At 59.1% G+C, this 19,610-nt stretch carries 18 protein-coding genes and 1 riboswitch; of the genes, 9 read left to right on the top strand and 9 right to left on the bottom strand.

The window, feature by feature from the left end:
• Positions 1-4: 4 nt before the first annotated feature.
• From ACPT9Q_RS06685 to ACPT9Q_RS06650, 8 genes are read right to left on the bottom strand one after another with little or no spacing between them, the layout of a single operon-like run.
• On the bottom strand, positions 5-271 hold the full coding sequence (locus ACPT9Q_RS06685) for a EutN/CcmL family microcompartment protein (RefSeq protein ID WP_017873722.1): 267 nt from the start codon (positions 269-271) through the stop codon (positions 5-7).
• Positions 268-549, bottom strand: a complete 282-nt coding sequence (locus ACPT9Q_RS06680) for a EutN/CcmL family microcompartment protein (protein ID WP_427365338.1) — start codon at positions 547-549, stop codon at positions 268-270. The genes ACPT9Q_RS06685 and ACPT9Q_RS06680 overlap by 4 nt, the downstream gene beginning before the upstream one ends.
• A 12-nt stretch (positions 550-561) precedes the next feature.
• On the bottom strand, positions 562-2,001 hold the full coding sequence (locus tag ACPT9Q_RS06675) for an aldehyde dehydrogenase family protein (protein ID WP_427365337.1): 1,440 nt from the start codon (positions 1,999-2,001) through the stop codon (positions 562-564).
• 15 nt (positions 2,002-2,016) lie between these two features.
• Positions 2,017-2,571, bottom strand: coding sequence for a BMC domain-containing protein (locus ACPT9Q_RS06670; RefSeq protein WP_427365336.1), 555 nt, complete (start codon positions 2,569-2,571; stop codon positions 2,017-2,019).
• Positions 2,572-2,584: 13 nt separating this feature from the next.
• Positions 2,585-3,904, bottom strand: coding sequence for a 4Fe-4S dicluster domain-containing protein (locus tag ACPT9Q_RS06665; RefSeq protein ID WP_427365335.1), 1,320 nt, complete (start codon positions 3,902-3,904; stop codon positions 2,585-2,587).
• On the bottom strand, positions 3,901-4,218 hold the full coding sequence (locus tag ACPT9Q_RS06660; protein ID WP_427365334.1) for a EutN/CcmL family microcompartment protein: 318 nt from the start codon (positions 4,216-4,218) through the stop codon (positions 3,901-3,903). The genes ACPT9Q_RS06665 and ACPT9Q_RS06660 overlap by 4 nt, the downstream gene beginning before the upstream one ends.
• Complete coding sequence (locus ACPT9Q_RS06655) at positions 4,215-4,523, bottom strand: EutN/CcmL family microcompartment protein (protein WP_017873727.1); 309 nt, start codon at positions 4,521-4,523, stop codon at positions 4,215-4,217. The genes ACPT9Q_RS06660 and ACPT9Q_RS06655 overlap by 4 nt, the downstream gene beginning before the upstream one ends.
• Before the next feature lie 18 nt (positions 4,524-4,541).
• Entirely contained in the window at positions 4,542-4,868 is a 327-nt protein-coding gene (locus ACPT9Q_RS06650) for a BMC domain-containing protein (protein ID WP_017873728.1), read from the bottom strand.
• A gap of 193 nt (positions 4,869-5,061) precedes the next feature.
• On the opposite strand from ACPT9Q_RS06650, the gene ACPT9Q_RS06645 reads away from it, so the two are divergent.
• From ACPT9Q_RS06645 to ACPT9Q_RS06620, 6 genes are read left to right on the top strand one after another with little or no spacing between them, the layout of a single operon-like run.
• Entirely contained in the window at positions 5,062-5,997 is a 936-nt protein-coding gene (locus tag ACPT9Q_RS06645; protein ID WP_427365333.1) for a carbohydrate kinase family protein, read from the top strand.
• Positions 5,998-6,012: 15 nt separating this feature from the next.
• Positions 6,013-7,311 carry a class II D-tagatose-bisphosphate aldolase non-catalytic subunit gene (locus ACPT9Q_RS06640; protein ID WP_427365332.1) on the top strand — a complete coding sequence of 433 codons (1,299 nt, stop codon included), beginning with the start codon at positions 6,013-6,015 and terminating at the stop codon, positions 7,309-7,311.
• A 36-nt stretch (positions 7,312-7,347) separates the two neighbouring features.
• Complete coding sequence (locus ACPT9Q_RS06635; protein WP_427365331.1) at positions 7,348-12,669, top strand: MG2 domain-containing protein; 5,322 nt, start codon at positions 7,348-7,350, stop codon at positions 12,667-12,669.
• Complete coding sequence (gene pbpC / locus ACPT9Q_RS06630) at positions 12,666-14,888, top strand: penicillin-binding protein 1C (RefSeq protein ID WP_427365330.1); 2,223 nt, start codon at positions 12,666-12,668, stop codon at positions 14,886-14,888. The genes ACPT9Q_RS06635 and pbpC overlap by 4 nt, the downstream gene beginning before the upstream one ends.
• Positions 14,885-16,015, top strand: coding sequence for an alpha/beta hydrolase (locus ACPT9Q_RS06625; protein ID WP_427365329.1), 1,131 nt, complete (start codon positions 14,885-14,887; stop codon positions 16,013-16,015). The genes pbpC and ACPT9Q_RS06625 overlap by 4 nt, the downstream gene beginning before the upstream one ends.
• Positions 15,952-16,485, top strand: a complete 534-nt coding sequence (locus ACPT9Q_RS06620; RefSeq protein WP_427365328.1) for a DUF2179 domain-containing protein — start codon at positions 15,952-15,954, stop codon at positions 16,483-16,485. The genes ACPT9Q_RS06625 and ACPT9Q_RS06620 overlap by 64 nt, the downstream gene beginning before the upstream one ends.
• A gap of 19 nt (positions 16,486-16,504) precedes the next feature.
• On the opposite strand, the gene ACPT9Q_RS06615 is transcribed toward ACPT9Q_RS06620, so the two are convergent.
• Complete coding sequence (locus ACPT9Q_RS06615; RefSeq protein ID WP_427365327.1) at positions 16,505-16,900, bottom strand: YjbQ family protein; 396 nt, start codon at positions 16,898-16,900, stop codon at positions 16,505-16,507.
• 59 nt (positions 16,901-16,959) lie between these two features.
• Positions 16,960-17,128, top strand: a riboswitch (cobalamin riboswitch).
• Between the two features lie 44 nt (positions 17,129-17,172).
• On the opposite strand from ACPT9Q_RS06615, the gene ACPT9Q_RS06610 reads away from it, so the two are divergent.
• The 3 genes from ACPT9Q_RS06610 to cbiD are packed head-to-tail and all read left to right on the top strand — an operon-like array spanning position 17,173 to position 19,610.
• Positions 17,173-17,967, top strand: a complete 795-nt coding sequence (locus ACPT9Q_RS06610) for a sirohydrochlorin cobaltochelatase (protein WP_427365326.1) — start codon at positions 17,173-17,175, stop codon at positions 17,965-17,967.
• Complete coding sequence (locus tag ACPT9Q_RS06605; protein WP_427365325.1) at positions 17,948-18,568, top strand: precorrin-8X methylmutase; 621 nt, start codon at positions 17,948-17,950, stop codon at positions 18,566-18,568. The genes ACPT9Q_RS06610 and ACPT9Q_RS06605 overlap by 20 nt, the downstream gene beginning before the upstream one ends.
• Positions 18,561-19,610, top strand: a complete 1,050-nt coding sequence (cbiD, locus tag ACPT9Q_RS06600) for a cobalt-precorrin-5B (C(1))-methyltransferase CbiD (protein ID WP_427365324.1) — start codon at positions 18,561-18,563, stop codon at positions 19,608-19,610. The genes ACPT9Q_RS06605 and cbiD overlap by 8 nt, the downstream gene beginning before the upstream one ends.

Here is a 19,610-nt window from a genome sequence, read left to right as displayed (position 1 = left end):
CCCCCTACTGCTCAATCTCATCCACGATTCCCACGATGAGCATTCGGATTGGTGCCTGGGGATCACCAAGAATCGTCCGGCAGGAATTCCCCTCATCGATCACAAGCACCGTATCCCCAACCCCTGCCTGGACCATATCGAACGCCAGAATCGTCTGGCCCTTTGGTCGTCTTTCCCCGTCAAGGGGTTGCACCACCATGATTTTCAGACCCTGGAGGATGGGGAGTTTTGCCGTTGCCACCACATTCCCCACAACCTTCCCGAGCATCATGGGGATGCACCCCCCTCAACATTCACCGCATCGACAATACCCAGAATCGTGCAATCGGAGGGGTTGAACCAATTCGGGAGCGCCAGCGCTGCCTCCCGCCCTCCCTCGAAAAAGACAATGTCTCCCGGACCGGCCTGAACCGTATCACAGGCAACAAGCGGAGACCCAACCTCTTTGAGGTTCTCATCAAGAGGCTGAATGAGGAGGAGCTTGATGCCCTCGAAGGAGGGAACCTTCTGCGTGGCCACCACTGTCCCAATAACCCGAGCAAGCCTCATGTTCCCTCCTCCTCACACGATGCGGAAGTAGTCCACCAGGGTGCAGCGCCGCTCCCGGGTGAAGGTCCGGGCGCGGGTGAGACCCTCCCCGGTGGGGGTAGCAATGGTGAAACTGGTGAAACCAGCGCCACCCTTCCCGAGCCCACTGTACGCCGGGCCGTTCTTCACAAAGATGGAACAGTCCATCATTTTCGCCATTTTCGAGAGATTGGCGATATTCCGGGAATGCATGACCGCCGTGTGCCGGAAATGGTGCTCACACTCCACAGCAAACTCCATGGCCTCTTCCACGTCATGGAAACGCACAACAGGAATCACGGGGAGCAACTGCTCCGTCCAGATCAGGGGGTTATCCCGATCGACTTCACCGAAGAGAATTCTCGTGTTCTCGGGAACCCGAAGGCCGATTTCCCGGGCAATGAGTGACGCATCCTTCCCAACCCACTCCCTTTTTGGCTTTCCAGGCTTTCCCGGTCCCCCCGGTTCATCGATGACCAGGCGCGTGACCTCTTCCATCTGGTGCCGATTGAGCCGAAAACCCCCGTTGAATTCCATGGCCTTCTCGAGGTCCTCGGCAACCTCGTTCACCACAAGAATTTCCTTCTCACAGACACAGACGATGTTGTTGTCGAAACCGGCGCCGAGGACGATATCCCGACCCGCCCTGGCAATATCAGCCGTCTCGTCCACCACGCAGGGAGGATTTCCGGGGCCGGCAGCAATAACCTTCTTGCCGCTTGCCATAGCCGCCTGGACCACCCCTCCCCCACCGGTGACCACAAGAAGGCGGACCACGGGGTGCTTCATGAGCGCCTGAGCAGACTCAAGGGTGGGGCTTCCGATGGCGCAGACGAGGTTCTCAGGACCCCCGGCTTCGACGATGGCTTCGTTGAGGAGCGTCACGGTAGCGCAGGATGAGCGCTTTGCCCCCGGATGGGGGTGGAAAACCACGGCATTTCCCGCTGCCACCATGCTGATGGTGTTATTGATGATGGTTGAGGTGGGGTTGGTGGACGGAGTAATGGAGGCAATCACCCCGTAGGGTGCCCGCTCGACAAGGGTGAGCCCATGTTCATCGGTGAAGGCCATGGGCTCAAGGTCCTCCACCCCCGGCGTTTTTAAAGCAGCGAGGCGGTTCTTCTCGACCTTATCCGCCACGCGACCCATTCCCGTTTCTTCATGAGCCATCCGGGCAAGGGTTTCCGCTTCCCGAACAGAAACCCTCCGGATAGCACGGATAATGTTACGACGGGTCTCAAGGGGAAGCTCCATGAGCTTCTCGTGAGCCTTCCGGGCTGCCCTCACCGCTTCTTCGATGTTCTCGAAAACCCCTGCGCCCCGCAAAGGAGGCTCCCCCTGAACTTCTGGAGCTCTCGGGAGCACCCCGCTTTTTTCGAGTCTCTCAATCACCTGCTCCACAATGGAGCGGATATCGGCTTCCTTAACCTCCATACGTCAACCCCACCTTCAAAAGAGGAAGTACGGCCGGATATCGGGATGGGGACTGGGGATGATGACCTCCTTGCAGAGGAGTCCCCGCTGGGAAATCACCGTTTTTGCTGCCGAGACGGCTGCCTCCACCTCGTGGACATCCCCCATCATCTTCACGTACGATTTCCCACCCATACCCACCGCCAGACGCACTTCGGTAATGAGGACATCGGCCGTCTTTGCCGCCACATCGGCCGCCTCAATGCTGGCGATGGCCGAAAAGGACTCGACCACCGCTACGGCATCCCACATCTCGCAGACCACCGTCCCCAGAATGGCCGGGATAACCTGGGGATGGAGATTGGGGATGAAGAGTTCATCCACCACGCAACCTTCTCCGGCTTCTTTCCCCGCGGTGAGCGAGGCGTCAACCTCGGCCACCTCACCACTCACCACGATGAGGAATTTCCCCGGACAGATGGTTTTCGCATCAACAACCCTCACCGGTGCAGCCTTCACCATGGCATCCAGGGCCTTGATGCCTATGGCGATGGAATTGAATTCCAGTGCTCCCAGAACGACGATGTCCATTCGTCCACCTCAGCTACCGGGCCTCAATAACCACCCGCTCGTCATCGACAAAGACGACACGCCCCCCGATGCTGGCATGCACACGGGCACTGACCTCTTGCTCTGCCTCTCCCACAAGGTCTCCCTCCTGCACCACATCCCCTACCCTGACCACTGCTTGAGCCGGAGCCCCCGCGTGCTGCTTTAAGAGAAGCTCAACCCGCTCCGGTGGCGGAACCTCCCGCATCCGGAAAAGCGGGCGTTTCTCGTACTCTTCAACCCGGATTCTCCCCTTGACCCGCAACATCGGAACCTTCCGGTACGGAAAATCCACACGGGTCTGCAGAACCCTCTGGGGAAACACCGGTCGATACTGCATCCTGAGGAACTGCTCTTTGATCGCCCGGTTCACCAGTCTCGGAGAGAGCTCCATCGGGCAGGCAATTTCACACAGGCCACACTCGCTGCAGAGCACCGCACGCTCGATGACTTCGGGGGGCACATCAAGCCCAAGGGCAATCTGCCGCATGATCTTGTGTGGAGCCAGGTCATGCCCCAGAAGATACCGGGGGCAGAACTCCGTACAGTACGTGCACTGGCAGCAGGCGGTCTTGCTCTGCCTGATGATGAAGGGAAGGGGCAGGGTCTTCTTCTGCACGAGAACATGGTCCCGGGGGAGGACAAAAAGACCCGAAGTCGTCTTCGTTACCGGAGCCTTCAGGTCGGTGGTCACCGACCCCATCATCGGCCCTCCCACAAGGAGGACGAAGTCGTCCACCGTGGCGCCGCCGCAGTACTCCAGAACCTTCTCAAAGGGTGTCCCCACCCGCACCCGGAGGACCGAAGGCCGGCGAACTTCCCCCTGACAGGTCAGAGTGCGCTCGATCACCGGTTTCCCTTCCACAGCCCGGGCAATGTTCCGGAGCGTCTCAACGTTCAGCACCACCACGCCAACCGAAGGAGGGATCCCTCCTTCGGGAACAATACGCCCGGTGACCTCCCGCACAAGCAGGAACTCATCCCCCGCCGGATAGTAATCGCCCAGAGGGAAAATGCTGAGGCCTTCTTTCCCCTGAGAGGCTTTCCGGAGGGCTTCCTCCGCGGGAGAACCTCTGCCCTTCAGAGCAATGACGCCCTTTCTGGCCCCGGTCGCTTCCATGGCGAGACAGAGACCCGCAACCACTGCTTCTGCTTCTTCTTCCATGACGAGCTTGTCGTTCCCAAGGAGCGGCTCGCACTCCGCACCGTTGGCAATGACCACCTCAACGGAGCGAGAGAGCTTCACATGGGTAGGGAAGCCTCCCCCTCCTGCACCGACCACTCCCATGGCTTTGACGGCTTCGGGAACTGTCATCGCTCTTCTTCCTTCCGGAAGACGACCTGGCCATTCTCTTCTATGCGATCCACGATGCCGACAATGACACAGTCTATGGCCTTCTGGTAGGTGAACTCGGTCTGGCGAGCCGAACTCCCCTGGGAGATAAGGACAACTTCACCTCTTCCACTCCCCACAAGGTCAAGGGCCACCAGGTACTCGCCCTTTTCTCTCCCCCGGGTATCGCAGGCCCGCACCAGAAGGTATTTCCCTCCGGTAATACCATCGTTTTTCTGGCTTGCCACCACCGTTCCAACAACCTTAGCCAGAATCATGCCTTCTCCTCTGGTCACGTGGTCACAACAGCGTCCTTCTGGTACACTACTTTCCCGTCGACTTCAATTTCATCCACAATCGCCACAATGGCGGCATCGCTTGGTTTGCCCTCGGTGATCGCAGTCATCCGGGCGCTGCTTCCTGAAACGTAGAAAACGATTTCTCCCTTTCCTGCCCCGACACAGTCCATGGCCACAAGGTAATCCCCTTTCCCCTGGAGCGTCACAGGGTCAATTTTCTCAAGGAGCAGGAACTTGATGCCCTTGATTTTCTCCTCTTTGCGGGTGGAAACGACCGTCCCCACCACTCTGGCGAGAATCATGGGGTAATGTTCTCCCTCTCAATCCTTTTCGCCGATAGTGATATCCTTCTTCTTGCCGCCCCGACCGAGAGGAAGAACCTCGTCCACATTCGGATGAGGACGCGGGATGATATGGACGGAGACGACCTCTCCAACCTTTGCCGCTGCAACCTGTCCGGCGTCAAGAGCCGCCCGCACTGCCGCCACGTCCCCTCGTACGATAGCGGTGACGTACCCTCCGCCAATCTTTTCGTATCCGACGAGTTCCACCTTTGCCGCTTTGACCATAGCGTCAGCTGCCTCCACCATCGCCGCAAACCCACGAGTCTCAATCATGCCCAGAGCATCTGAGTAGACTTCGCCCATCGTTCCCTACTCCTTTCCATTCGTTCAGGAGGAAGCCGGCGCTCCCTCCTGAGGTGTTATTATTTACACAGATTCTGTCATGTATATAACACAATGCTCTTCTCCTGTCAATGAGGGATGGAGAGTTTCCGTTTTTTCGCTTGAGGCTTTTCTGGTCTTGCGCTAAGGTATTGGGAAGAAAGGAGGAAAGGCTATGCGAGTAGGATGCATGGGAGAACTCCTCGTAGAAATCATGCGGGATAAGGTGGACGTTCCTCTGGGTGTTCCCGGGGTTTTCCTTGGGCCGTACCCCAGCGGGGCCCCAGCAATTTTCGCCGGCTGCCTGGCCCGTCTGAAGGGAGAGGTCTTTTTCGTCGGTGCCATTGGGCGGGATGATTTTGGCTTTCTCGTCCTTGAGCGGCTACAGAAAGACGGAGTGGACACCTCGGGCATCAAAATCCTCGACGACTTCACCACCGGAGTGGCCTTTGTGACCTATTTCAGCGATGGTTCCCGGAAGTTCATCTACCACATCTCCCGGGCGGCTTCAGGGCAGATATTCCCTGAGGACGTGCGGGAGGAGGATTTCGTAAAAGTGGACCTCCTGCACGTTATGGGCTCCACCATGCTCATCAATGAGAACTGCCGGGCTTCCTATGAGAAGGCTATCCGTATCGTCCGGGAAGCGAAAAAGCGCGTGAGCTTTGACCCCAATTTCCGGCCCGAGCTTTTGGGGAAGGACCGGGCCCGGGAGCTCTTCCTGCCCATTCTCAGGGAGAGTTTCATCGTCTTCCCCACCGAAGAGGAACTCTCTGTCCTCACCGGAGAGCAAGATCCCCTGAGGGCTGCAGAGAAGGTACTCTCAGAAGGCCCGGAGATTGTGGCCATCAAACAGGGAAAGCGCGGCTCCACCGTGGTAACGAAAAAGGAAGTGTACACGCTTCCGGCCTTCCCTGTGGAGGAAGTCGACCCCACAGGGGCAGGAGACTGTTACTGCGCCGGGTTCCTGGCAGCCCTCTCCCAGGGGATGAGCGTGGAGGAGGCGGGGAGGTTTGCCAATGCCGTGGGAGCCCTGGCGGTAACCAGAAAGGGTCCCATGGAAGGAGCTCCAACCTGGGAAGAGGTGGAAGCATTCCTGGAGCGTTTCTAAGGAAGGAGGAAGAGGATGTTCCCTCGCGAAACGGTTGACACAAGCCCCATCCGGGAGAAAGCTCAAAAGGCTGGTGTCCCGGTCTGCGATTTCCTGATGCGGAAAATGCAGGAGCTGGCAGGGCTTGAGGGGAAACCCCAGACGCTCCTTGCCGTGTGCCCCAATTCCCGGACGGTCATCCGGGCAGCCCTGCGGGCAGCCAAACGAGCCCGGGCCCCGGTGAAGTTCGCCGCCACGCTGAACCAGGTGGACATCGACCGGGGGTACACGGGGCTCACCCAGGGGGAATTCGTGGAGCTCGTGAAACAGGAGGCCGAGGCCATCCACTTTGAGGGGCTCATCATCATCGCCCTGGACCATGGGGGACCATGGGTGAAAGACCGGCACACTATCGAGGGATGGGACCTCAAAACGTGCATGGACTGGGTGAAGCGGTCGTTTGAGGCTGCAATTGACGCAGGGTATGACCTCCTCCACGTTGACCCCACTGTGGACCGAACCCTGCCCCCTGGGACGACGCTCCCTGTGGAGACGGTCATTGAGCGGACGGTGGAACTCATCGAGCATGCAGAAAACCACCGGAAAAAGCGGGGACTTCCTCCCATTTCTTATGAGGTGGGAACCGAAGAGGTCCATGGGGGGCTTGCGGACCTTGGGGTTTTCGAGCGGTTCCTCGCCGGGCTCAAAGACGCCCTGAAAGCCCGGGGGCTTGAGGGAGTCTGGCCGATTTTCGTGGTGGGGAAGGTGGGAACAGACCTCCACACCACGCTTTTTGACCCCCAGGTTGCCCGGGTGCTTTCCGAAAAGGCCCGATCGTATGGGTCCTTCATCAAGGGACACTACACCGACTACGTGGAGAACCCCGAGGACTATCCGAAATCGGGCATGGGGGCAGCCAACGTGGGCCCGGAGTTCACCGAAGAAGAGTACAACGCCCTGGCTGAGCTCGCCCACATAGAAGAGGAGCTCTTTGCCCGGAAGCTGGTGGTCGAAAAATCGGAAATCCTTGAAGTCCTCACCCAGGAAGTCCGCAAAAGCGGCCGCTGGAAGAAATGGCTCCTCCCTGAAGAAATGGGGAAGGACCTCCTGGAACTCCCCAGAGAGCGGAAAATGTGGCTGGTGAAAACGGGATGCCGGTACATCTGGGCCCAGCCGGAAGTGGTGGCGAAAAGAGCACTGCTTTACGAGAACCTGAAAAGAAACGGGTACTTCCCGGAGGATATCGTCCTCACAGCCATTGAACGCGCTCTTGACAAGTACTTCCGGGCATTCAACCTCGTGGACCTTGACCTTCGGCTTCAAAAAGTCCTGTGAAGTGGTATGATAGAGGGGAAAGGAGGGTATTCCCCCATGAAAGGTCGCCTCTTCTGTGGGGCTGTTTTCGTGGCGGTCGGGGTCCTGGCGCTCTGCGGCTCCCTTTTCGCCCAGGAGGAAGAGTTCACCATCCTCTCCATCCTGCCACCCCCCGACACCATGGTTCCACCGGTGCTCACCGAAATCCGTATCGTTTTCTCCCGGGAGGTCGTCACACGCGAGGATGTTGGGGTTTTCCGGGACTTCTCCTTCCTTCCCCTCTCCATCAATCCACCCCTCCAGGGACAGTTCCTCTGGGAGGATGAGAAAACCCTGGTGCTGAAGCCCAAAGGAGCGCTCCGGGAAGCCACCCGGTACGTTTTCCGTTTCCGGGATGACTTCCGGGATGTGCGGGGCAGGCTCCTTGCCGGACGCCACGACTTCACCCTCTCCACCGAACCCCTCAGGGTCCTTGGCATCAAGCAGGTGGACTATACCGAAGAGGGTGGGGTGGTGCTGGAGTGCAGTTTCTCCCTTCCCGTTCTTCCCCAGAAACTCCGGGGGTTTCTGACGCTCCGGGATGCCCGGGGAAACGAAGTCCCCTACGCGCTCCCCCTGGGTCCGGCAAGCACCAGGCTCTACCTGACAACCGTTCCCCTTCAAGAACCGGTGCTTTCCGTGGAAATCCTCCCCGGACTCACGAGCGAGCGGGGTCCCTTGGGCCTTGAGGGCGCCTACCGGAAGACCCTTGAAGTCACCTACGCCTTTGAGATTCTGGGGAACTGGGTGTACTTCGAGAGCCCTGAGTCCTGTGTTATCACCTTCAATACCTCCACGCCTGTTGACCCGGAAGCCCTGGCTCCCTTCATCCGCGTCGATCCTCCATCCCCCTTTACGGTCCGCCGAAGCTACGGAGGGTTTGCCATTGTTGGACCTTTTCTCCCCAGGGAACGAAAGGTCATCACCGTAAAGCGCGGGGCCCAGGCAAGGAACGGAGCGAAACTCCTTGAGGACTTCACCCAGGCCATCATCATCCCCGATCTCTATCCTTTCGTTGCCTTCCCCATCACCGGGACCTACATCACCGAGGCGCTGGGGGCACGAATTCCCGTAACGCTCCTCAACGTTCCCAAGGTGCGGGTGCTCCTCTGGCGGCTCTACGACAACAACATCCCCATCGCCCTGGCGAACCTCCCCCGGGTTCCTGCCGAGGCCTTAGGGGAACTCGTTTGGGAAGAGACGCTCTTCAACGACAGTCCTCCCAACGTCCCTGTGCGGAAAGCTTTAGACCTTATGCACCTCACGGGAAACCGGAAGGGAACGTATCTCCTCATCGCCCAGGATGCAAGCGATGAGAGCTGGGCCTTCGCCGAGCACCTTGTGGCCTTTACCGATATTGGCATCGTCGCCAAAGTCTTCCCCCAGGGTGTCCTCGTCTGGGCCAATTCCCTGCGGGATGGAACACCCCTTGTCAACGCCTGGGTTAAAGTCTTCTCCCGAACCAACCAGCTGCTCCTTGAAGGAACCTGCGATGAAGAAGGGCTCTTCCTGGGAACTCGGGACATCCCCTGGGACGAAAAGACCAGACCCTACATCGTCACGGTGCAGACCCCGGATGACCTCTCATTCCTGGTCTTAGAGGGTGAACTCTTCGCCACAAGTGGTTTTGACATCACCGGGCGGGAATACCTGCGGAAAGGCTACGAGGCCTTTCTCTACCTCCCCAGAGGAGTGTTCCGGCCAGGCGAAGAATTCAAGGCCCAGGCCATTGTCCGGGGACCGGGGTTCCTTCCGCCGCCAGCTTTCCCCGTCCGGTTTGCAGTGCGAAACCCCCTGGGTCGGGAAATTGCAGAAGAAAGCACCATGCTCTCCCCTCAGGGTGGGGCCACCTTCTCTCTTCTCCTTCCGGAGAACGCCCTCACAGGAGCATACGTCCTCTCCCTGACCCTCCCTGACGGGAAAACGGTTCTTGCGGAGAGGCAGTTCCTTGTCGAGGAGTTCGTTCCTCCTCGCCTCCGGGTTAACCTTCAGGCAAGTTCTCTCTCGGTCACAACGGGGGAGGACGTGAGTGTGGACGTTGCCGGCGAGTACCTCTTCGGCCGGAAGGCATCTGGACTCCCCTTCACTGCCCAGGTGGTCTTTGAGAGCACTCTCCCCTCCTTCCCCGATTTTGCCACCTACACCTTCGGCAACAAAGAAGCGACCTTTTCCCCCCTCACCCTTCCCCTTGGGGAGGGGACGCTCAACGAAGAGGGAAGGGCGTCCTTCTCTTTCACGGTTCCTTCGGACCTCCGCCCTCCTGCCCTCCTCACCGGGAAAGTTACCGTCACTGTGAGCGATCCTGCCGGCCGCCCGGTGAGCGAGAGCCTGAACATTCTGGTTTCTCCCTATCCCGTGTACCTGGGAGTGGCCCTCCCGGAAGGGGAGTTTGAACCGGGAGTCCCCCTTACCATTGCCCTTGTGGCCCTTGACAGAGAGGGAAAGCCGAAAGCAACCGGGGTGAACCTCCGGATCTTTCGGATCCTGCGCCATTTTGTACTCTCCGCCCCGGAAGAGGGAGAGGGCCTGCGGTACCGGGAAGAGGAGGAATGGGTGCCTGAGGTGGAAACTTTCCTTTCCCTTGCCGAAGGGAAGGGAACCTACACCTTCACACCTAAAACTTACGGAGAGTACCTCCTTGAGGTGAGCGAGCCCCAATATCTGAGCACCACCACCCGCAGGTTCTTTGTTTTTGGGCGGTACGGTCTTGCCCCCCAGGGTGAGGCCCTGCCGGACCGCCTCAACCTTGTCCTCGACAAACCCCGATACCGCCTGGGGGAAGAGGCTGTTTTGCGGTACCGGGCACCATTCGCCGGAAAAGCCCTGTTCACCGTGGAAACGGACACCATCGTGTCCGCTCAGGTTGTTGCGCTTGAAGAAAGCGGCGAAATTCGCTTCGAGGTTACCGAGGCCATGGCCCCCAACGCCTACTGTTCCCTCGTGCTCCTTCAGGAAGGCACTCCACAAGAGGGTCCACTTCGGGCTCTGGGGGTCACACCCCTTTTCGTGGACCAGGAAAACCATCGCCTCGTGGTGACCATCACAACCCAAACGAGTGCCCACCCAGGGGAGAAACTCCCCTGCACGGTGATGGTCCGGGATACCCACGGAAACCCTGTTCCCGGGGCCGAAGTCACCCTAAGCCTTGTGGACGTTGGCATCCTTGCGCTCACCAATGAACCCGTCCCCGACCTCCTGGGGTTCTTTTCCGCCAAACGGCGCCTTGGGGTCGGAACCTTTGACCTTTACAGCAATCTCATTCTGGGTGAACCCTCAACAACTCCCCTGCTCCATCCAGCTGGAGGTGCTCCAGAAGAGGCCTTCCTCAAGGCACAGCTCTCCTTCCTCCGTCCTGCATTCTTCAAAATCCTCTCCCTCTTCGTCCCGGGTCTTGTCACCGACAAAGAGGGAAAGGTCACGCTTGAGCTTGCCCTTCCCGATGTGGCCACAACAGCGCGAATAGCGGCCCTGGCCTTTAAGGAAGACCGGCTCGGCACCGGCGCCACAGAGGTTCTCCTTGAGGAGGAGATTGTCGCCGAGGTTCTCCATCCCAGGGCTCTGGCTCCAGGAGACTCTTTTACCATCCCGGTCACGGTTTTCTCGAAAAACGATACCCCCACTCAGGTGACGCTCACCCTTTCGACCAATGACCTCCTCGAGGTTACCCCGAAAGAAGTCACCCTCACCCTCCCACCCCGGGGGAAAGACGTGGCCTACTTTTCGGCAAAAACTTTGGGGATTGTCGGAGATGCGGAGATGACCCTTCTTGTGCGCTTTGCAGAAAGGACAAAGCGCGAGTCCTTCCGCTTCCCTGTTCGTCCGGCCACGCCGAAAATCACCGTCTCCCTTGCCGGAAGCGTTAACCCCGGTGAGGAGGAAACCCTGGACATTCCGGAGAATTTCGTGACCCGGACTTTTGGGGGGCAACTGCTTCTCTCTGGCACTCCCGATGTGGACCTCAGGCGTCTTGCCTCAATCCTCTGGGAGTACCCGTACGGGTGCCTGGAGCAGACGACGTCAAGTGGCTGGGTGGCCCTGCTTCTTCCAGAATACCTGCAGGACCTTGACCCCCTCCTTGCTCCTCGGGCACTGGCCGAAAAACACCTCATGCGGAAGATTCGCCGAATCCTCTCCCTCCAGACCCCTGATGGTGGCTTCAGTGCCTGGCCGGGAGGGGAAAGCCGTCCCTGGGATTCGGCGTACGCCTACCACTTCCTCCTGGAGGCGCACAAACGGGGTGTGGACATTCCCTCCTCATCCCTTGAGGAAGCCAAAAGCTACCTCCTGCGCTTTCTCACCATGCCACCGTACACCACCTGGGAAGAAGAACTCCGGGATTTCTACACTGCCAAAGCCTACGCTGCCTATGTCCTTGCGCTTTCTGGAGAGAGGCCGTTGAGTACCCTTGAGGAACTCCGGGAAAAACGAACGTCCCTCAGGGGGTCAGGAGTCTTCTTCCTCGCCCTCACCTATGCGCTCCTTGGTCAAAAGGACCTTGCCCGTAGCCTAGTTGGGGAGTGGACGCCTGGTTTCTCCGGAGAGCCTCAAAGCGGTGGGGTGTACGAATCGCCCCTGCGGGAGGGGGCTTTAGCCCTCCTCCTTGAGCTTGAGCTTGACCCCACCCACACCCGGGCAACGTACCTTGCGGGGAAACTCCAGGAGGTTCTCAGGGAACGGGCATACCTTTCCACCCAGGAAGCGGCGTTTCTCCTCCTTGCCCTTTCCCGGTACTTTGCTCAGGAAAAGCGAGCCGAAACCTTCGAAGCGAAAATCCTTGGGAAAACCGGCGAGACCCTTGCCTCCTTTAGCGGCAGGGACCGGGCAAGTCTTGACCTCACCCTCCTCCCCTCCCCGCCGTGGACCATCCGGAACGAAGGCCAGGGGAAGATCTTCTACCTTCTCCATACCGAGGGTGTGCCGGCAACGCCTCCATCACCCTGGGACCGGGGCATGGCGGTCCGGAGGACGTACCTCGATGCCTCAGGGAATCCCCTGAAAGACCCTGTTCCCCGGGGTGAGGACATTCTGGTCCTTCTTGAGCTTGAAGCCCCAAGGCCCCTCGACAACGTCGTGGTGGTGGACCTTCTCCCCGGAGGACTGGAGTTCGCCCACTTTGAAACCTCTGGGGAAACCGGGGAAGCAACGCTCACGGTCTTTGTGGATCGCCGGGACGACCGGGTGGTGTTCTTCTTCTCGCACCTTGAAGGGAAGGTATCATACCGCTACCGCGTCACGGCCATTACCCCCGGGACGTTCACCGTAGCTCCAATACAGGCAGAGTGCATGTACAATCCAGGGATATCGAGTCTCTCTGGAGGTGGAACGCTCCGGGTGGAATGATGCGGAAAAGAGGACGCAGCATTCTCTGGAGTGTGCTTGTAGGAGGTGTGGTCCTTTGTGGGGGAGGGATGTACCTTCTCTCCCTCCCCCTTGAGGTGACTCCTTTTTGTACCTATACTTCTTCTTTTGCGCTCTACGACCGGGAGGGACGGCTGCTCTGCCTTCTTCGCTCTCCAGACGATGCATGGCTCATCCCAGTACCCCTCAAAGAGATGGGGCAGTGGATGCCCCTCCTTGCGGTGGAGAGCGAGGACCGGAGATTCTTCAGCCACCCCGGTGTGGATTTCCTCGCCCTGGGTCGGGCAATCTGGCAGAATCTGTGTGCCCGGAAGGTGGTCTCTGGAGCCTCCACCATCACCACACAGCTTGTGCGGCTTGTTCTGCCCCGGGAAAGAACCCTGAAGGTCAAACTCAGCGAATACCTTCTGGCGCTGCGCCTTGAGCGCATCCTGAAAAAGGAGGACATCCTCGAGTCGTACCTCAACCGGATTCCCCTCGGGGGCAACATCAAAGGGGTTGAGGCCGCTTCCTGGTACTATTTCGGCAAAAGCGCAAAGGACCTCACCCTCCTTGAGGCCGCTTCTTTGGTGAGCCTTTTCCCTGCTCCAGAACGGTTCCGGCCCGACAAAAACCCTGAAGGTTTCCTGAAGCGGCGGAATGCCCTTCTTGAACGTCTCTGCCGAAGAGGCATCATCTCTCAGGAAGCATACGCCCTGTACGCCTCTTCTCCCCCTCCCATCCCCCGGGGCTTTCCCCGTCTGGCATACCACGCCGCCTGGTTCCTGCGGCAAACCACGACTGCGTCCCGGGTTGTCTCCTCCCTTTCCTTTTCCCTCGAGGAGTGGCTTGAGCGGTTCCTCAACGAGGCTCTGACTACTTTACCCCGGGAAATCACCGCCTGCGCGGTGGTGGTGGAGAACAGTACCGGCGCAATCCTCGCCTATGTGGGGAACGCCCGCTTCCGCAGAGATCCCGAGCAGGCTTTTGTGGACTGCCTCCAGGCCCCTCGCTCTCCGGGCTCTACCCTGAAGCCTTTTGTGTACGCCCGGGCGTTCGACCGGGGGCTTCTCGTCCCCTCAAGCATCATCGCCGACACCCCTTTTGGCCTTCGCGGGAACGTCCCCCGCAACTTCGACGAAGGCTTCCGGGGACCGGTGAGCTGCGAGATGGCCCTGGCCCTGTCCCTGAACGTCCCGGCCGTGCGGGTGGCTCGAAAGGTTGGCCTTGAGGACGTTCTGGGTCTTCTGCAGACTTTGGGATTCTCCGGGTTGCAAAGGAGCGCCGATTTCTACGGGGACTCCCTGGTCCTTGGGGGATGCGAGGTAACGCCCCTGGAACTCGCCAGGGCGTACACCGCCCTCTCCCGCCTTGGGGAGGCAATCTCCCTGAGTTTCTTCCGCGAGGACGAAGGCCCGCAGAACAAGCGGATATTCTCTCCGGGAAGCGCCTACATGGTTGCCGAAATCCTCGCCGACCGTTTCCGCTTCAACCCTCTCCCGAAAAGGACACTCCCCACGCCCCTTTGTGCTTTCAAAACCGGAACCTCTTACGGCCTTCGGGATGCCTGGACCGTGGCGTACAACCCCCGTTACACGGTCCTTGTGTGGTTTGGGGATCCCCGGGGCCTGCCCCACGAGGAACTCGTGGGGATACGTCTTGCCGCCCCCTGTGCCCTGCGCATCATGGAGCACCTCATGGGGAGAGAACGGGTGTGGTATGGGTGTCCCAAGGATATCGAGTGGCGGGAGGTCTGTCCGGTTTCGGGGAAAATCGCCTCAGCCCGCTGTGAGGGAAAAATCCTTGCACCCTTCCTTAAGGGCGTCTCTCCCCTTGAGGTCTGCGACCTCCACACCACTTCCCCGGAAAATCCATCCTTCCCCTGGCCTGGGGAAGTCCAGGCTGCCCTGGGAAGACCGGACGCCGTTCCTCTTGCCATCGTCTCCCCGGTCCCCGGCCGGCGGTACTTCACCCTTCCCGGTGCGTCTTTTCTCCGTCTTCCTCTCCGCGCCGAAGGGGGAAAGGGACCCATCTTCTGGTTCGTGGATGGAACATACGCCGGACAGAGCCAGCCCGGGGGGACCCTCTTCGTCTCCCTTCCCCTGGGAGAGCATCGCATCATTGCCTCTGACAAAAGCGGCCAGAGCGATACCACTGAGGTTGTGGTGAGCCCTACAGCCTTCGCAAAGACCCGAAGGGATTTCGGAGCTCCCTCGCCATGATCCGCAAAAGGCATACCCCGGCGCTCCAGAGTACAACGGTTCTCGTGCTCTTCTTCCTCCTTCTGAGCTACATCTCCTTAGAGAACGCTGCCTCAATCCTCTCCCGAAAGCTTCAAGAACAGTTTGCCTTTTCTTTTTGGGAAAACGAAAGGATGAAGGACGAATTCGCCCGCTTTTTTGGCCTGAAAAGACCGGAGACGGGAAAGCCCCTCTTCATGCCTCCTCCAATCCTTGCCGACTACGCCGAGGCCCTGGTCTACAAGGATATCCCTTATGGGAAAAAGAAGGGACAGACACTCGATATCCTCGTGCCTTTACGTCTTCGCAGCGACGAAAAGCTTCCGGTGTTCGTCTTCGTCCACGGAGGAACCTGGATTGGAGGCTCAAAGGACGAGGTCCTCTACAGCCACTTCGCCCGGGAGGTCCTCAAAGCGGGGTACCTCTTCGTGAGTCTGGACTATCGGGTTTACCCGAAGGTCCGCTTTTCGGGAATCCTCGGGGATATCCGCCAGGCACTGCTCTGGCTTTTTACCCACATCGAGGAATACGGGGGGCGAAAGAAGTTTGTCCTCTGCGGCCACTCCGCTGGGGCGCACCTTGTAGCCCTGGCCACCGTGCAGCATGGCGTGCTCCCGGAGGATGTCCTGAGGAGCATCACCCAGGTATTCCTCCTGAGTGGCCCCTACGACCTTCCCGCATATGACGAAACCCTCGATATCCCCTTCAAAAACCTCATCCGCCGGGTATTCTTCGACCTCTTTGAGGGGAGGAACAACCTCAGGGAGCTCTCCCCGGTTTTCCAGGTGGAGCACACCCATATCTCCTATGTTCTTGTGGTTGGAGAAAGAGACGAAATCACCCCCAGGGAGCAATCGGAGAAACTCCTCGCGAAGCTCCTTGAGAAGAACAACACCGCTTTCCTCTTTGTGGTCCCGAACGTGGGTCACGGAGGAACGCTTTTTGTCCTCAACCCTGATTTTGACCGGGAGAGGGTCTTTGCTCCTATCTTTCGCACCCTTCTTGAGCAGAGTGCAGAAACGTCATGGTACAATAGGGGAGAATCATGGAGGGGTTCGACTGGTACGGGAACGTCATACTGCCACTTTTTGTCTTCGCTTCCCGGGTAGGCGATGTGAGCCTGGGAACCCTGCGCATCATCCTCACCGCCCGCGGGAAGAGGAGCCTTGCCCCGCTCCTTGGGTTCTTCGAGGTCCTCATCTGGATTGTAGTGGTGAGCCAGCTCATCACCCATGCAAGGACGCCTTTTGCCTTCCTGGGGTACGCCGCAGGATTTGCCCTGGGGAACTTCCTGGGTATCTACATTGAAGAGTGGTTCGCCATAGGGTACGTCATCGTGCGAGTGATCCTGCAGCAGGACGGAGAGCGGCTCTTTTCTGCCCTAAAGCGCGAAGGATTCGGCGTCACGGTTTTCAACGGACAGGGCACCCGGGGACCGGTGAAACTCATTTTCACCGTGGTCCGGCGAAGGGACCTCCGGAAAGTCCTCAGCATCATTCGCGCCGTCAGTCCTTCGGCCTTCTTCTCGGTGGAGGACATCCGGGCAGCCCACGCCGGGGTCTTTCCCAAAGACCAGTGAGGCGGGGGAACGAGGTGACTCAGTTCCCCCAGCGAGCAGAAGAAGGAATGACGAGGACGTACACCGAACGCTTCTTTGGACCATTGAACTCGTAGAAGTAGATCCGCTGGTCCTCCCCAAGAAGGAGCCTGCCCCGGTGGGCGATGAGGACCTCGGTAGGAGCCACAAAGGCCGCACCGGTTTCCGGCTTTTCAAACTCTTCTCTCTCCAGGACCTTCTTCAAGAGGTCATTGAGCGGCGGCTCTGAGGTCCTGGGTTTTCCGGCCTGGATGTTGACCGCCGCATCGCCGTGAGGGACGTAGACGAAGACTCCAGCTTCCTCGACCTGGGCTTCCGCCACAATCCGGGCCACCTGATCCGTGATGTCGATGACTTCTTCTTTCGCCGTGGTCTCAAGCGTTATCGTCTGGAGCATGCGCCATCCCTCCTCTGGCTACTTTGTGGTTTATTGTACCACGCCCATGGTATAATACGGAAAAAGGGTCCTTCCTGGGTGTTCGGGAAGCCGGTGCGAATCCGGCACGGTCCCGCCACTGTGAGAAGGGACGAAAGGCCCACGATGCCACCGGGGAAAGTCCGGGAAGGCGGGTCGAGTAGGCTTGGACCTTCGAGTCAGGAGACCGGCCCGGGAAGCGGTGCTCGTTCTCTGCGGAGGACAGAGAACGGAGCTTTTCTTTTTTGAGGACGATGAGGACCGCCATACTCTTTGCGGCTTTTGGCACAACGCAACCGGAGCCCCTGGAGGACTTTGAGGGCTTCCTGAAGCGGGCACAGGAAGTCCTGAGAGGCGTCGGGGTTTTCTCGTCTTTTGTTTCCCCCACGGTGCAAAGACACCACGGGATGGAAGGTCTCCTCACCACCTTCGGACAGATCCACGACGCAGGGTACACCCGTGTGGTCGTCCAGCCGCTTCTCATTGTCCCTGGAGCGGTGTACACTGCAGTCCTGAACTTCTGCGCTGCTCTCACAACCCTCAGGGATATCCGGGGAAACCCCCTCTTTGCGGAAATGCTCTTCGGACGAGCGCTCCTTGGAACACCAGAGGACCAAAAAGCGGTGGTCGCTGCCTTCACCCCCCTTGTGGCCCCGCACCTCAAAGACCGGGGTACAGCCATCGTCTTTGTAGGGCACGGAAGCAGAGAGGGCGAAAGTGCCTACAGGGAATTCGACAGGCTCGTAACCCGGGCTTTCGGCCCCCAAAGCGGTGTGGTGGTGCTTGAGGGAAGCCCGAACCTTGCAGAGCTCCTCCCAAGGCTCAGAAAGATCGCACAGAGGGTCATCCTCTGGCCCCTCATGTTCTTTACTGGACACCACTTCAAAAAAGATATCGCCGAAGGCCGTGGTTCCTTAAGAGAAAGACTCAGAGAGGAAGGGTTCACGGTGGAAGTTCTCCCCCGGGGACTCCTTCAGGAGGAAACTTTCGTGAGGATGCTCTGGGAGAGAGTGGAGGAACTCCTCACCCATGCGGGGACAGGACATTGAGCGGCTGAGCCTCAGGATGATCCGGAGCATCCTTCCATCCTACGCCCTGCCTGAAGCGTACACCTTCCTCTTTGAGCGGATTGTCCATGCCACGGCCGACTTCTCGCTCCTTCCACTTCTTGTGCTCAAAGAGGGGTTTATTGAGTGTTTCTTCGAGAGCCTGACCCCGGGGTACACCATTTTCTGTGATGTAGCGATGGTGCAAAGCGGTGTGAACGAGAAGCTCCTCAAGAAATCCGGAGTGCAGCTTGTCACCTTCGTGCACACGAAAGCGTGTGACCAAAGATCCAGAAAGCACCGCCTCACCCGGGCGGCGGCCTCGGTGGATTTTGCCTGCGAGCAGGGTATCCGGGGGTTCGTTTTCGGGAACTCCCCCACAGGACTTGGGCGACTCCTTGAGTGGATCGCAAGAGGATACCGGGTCGACTGGGTGCTCGCCTGTCCTGTGGGATTCGTGGGTGCTGCAGAGGTAAAGGAAGAGCTTCTGCGTCTTCCCGTTCCCGCCCTGGTGCTCCGTGGCCCCCGAGGAGGAAGCCCCATTGCAGCGGCCGCTCTGAATGCTTTACTCCGGGAATTCCTGCGGAGGAGAAACCATGCCTGACCCAAGCGTCCTCATTCCCACAACGGGAACCTGTGCCGCCGCCTGTGCAAAAGCTGCTGCCCTGAGGTTCCTTGGCGAATCCCAGGATGCGGTGGAGGTCACCCTGCCTCAGGGAGGGAAGACCAGGGTGGCTGTCGCCACCACTCAGCAGGGCAGGACATGCTGGGCCGAAACCGAGAAACCCTGCGGCGAAGTCCATGACGTCACCGCAAAAGCCCTCATAAGGGTTCGCTTCACCCCGCTTCCCGGGGGAGATATCCTCATCACCGGGGGTACTGGAGTGGGTAAGGTCACCCGGCCGGGACTTCCCGTTCCTCCGGGAGCATGGGCCATCAATCCTTCTCCTCGCCGGCAAATCACCGAGAACCTCCGGGAAATCCTCCCCGAAGGCCTTGGCGGGTGGGTGGAGATCACCATCCCCCGGGGTGAGGAGATTGCTCGGAAAACCTGTAACCCCCTTCTTGGCATTGTGGGAGGTCTTTCAATCCTTGGCACCACGGGCCTTGTCCGTCCTATTTCCTGTGAGGCCTTCCAGGAAACCATCCGGCTGCACCTTCGCCAGCGGGCCCTCCTTGGGGGAGGAGTCTGCCTTGTTTTCGGAAACTATGGAAGAGCCTGGGCCCGGAAACTCGGTTTCCCTGAAGCAGCCACGGTTGAGGTGGGAACTTTCCTTGGATTTGCGCTTGAGGTTTGCAAGAGGGAGGGTATCTCCCGGGTTGTGCTCCTTGGCCAGATAGGGAAGATGGTCAAGGTGGCCGGAGGCATCTTCGACCTCCACCACGAGGTGGCCGATGCCCGGCGGGAAATCCTCTTTGCCCACCTTGTCCGCTTCGGTTTACCGGAGAGGTTCTGGAAAGCAGTGTGGGAAGCCAAAACAGCCGAAGAGGCCCTGGAACACCTCATGGCCTGGGAACGACACCGGGAGTTCTTCGCCTACCTCGCGCAAGAGATTTCTCAGAGAGTACGTACTCGCCTGGGAGGGAAAACCGAAGTGGAGAGCATCCTTTTTTCCCTCCGGTATGGGGTCCTGGGGAGGGGATGA

It is taken from the genome of Candidatus Caldatribacterium saccharofermentans (genome assembly GCF_050267035.1).
GTDB classification, from domain to species: Bacteria; Atribacterota; Atribacteria; order Atribacterales; family Caldatribacteriaceae; genus Caldatribacterium; species Caldatribacterium saccharofermentans.
Note: the sequence above shows the minus strand (reverse complement) of the source record. Positions and strands in the feature narration are given on the sequence as shown.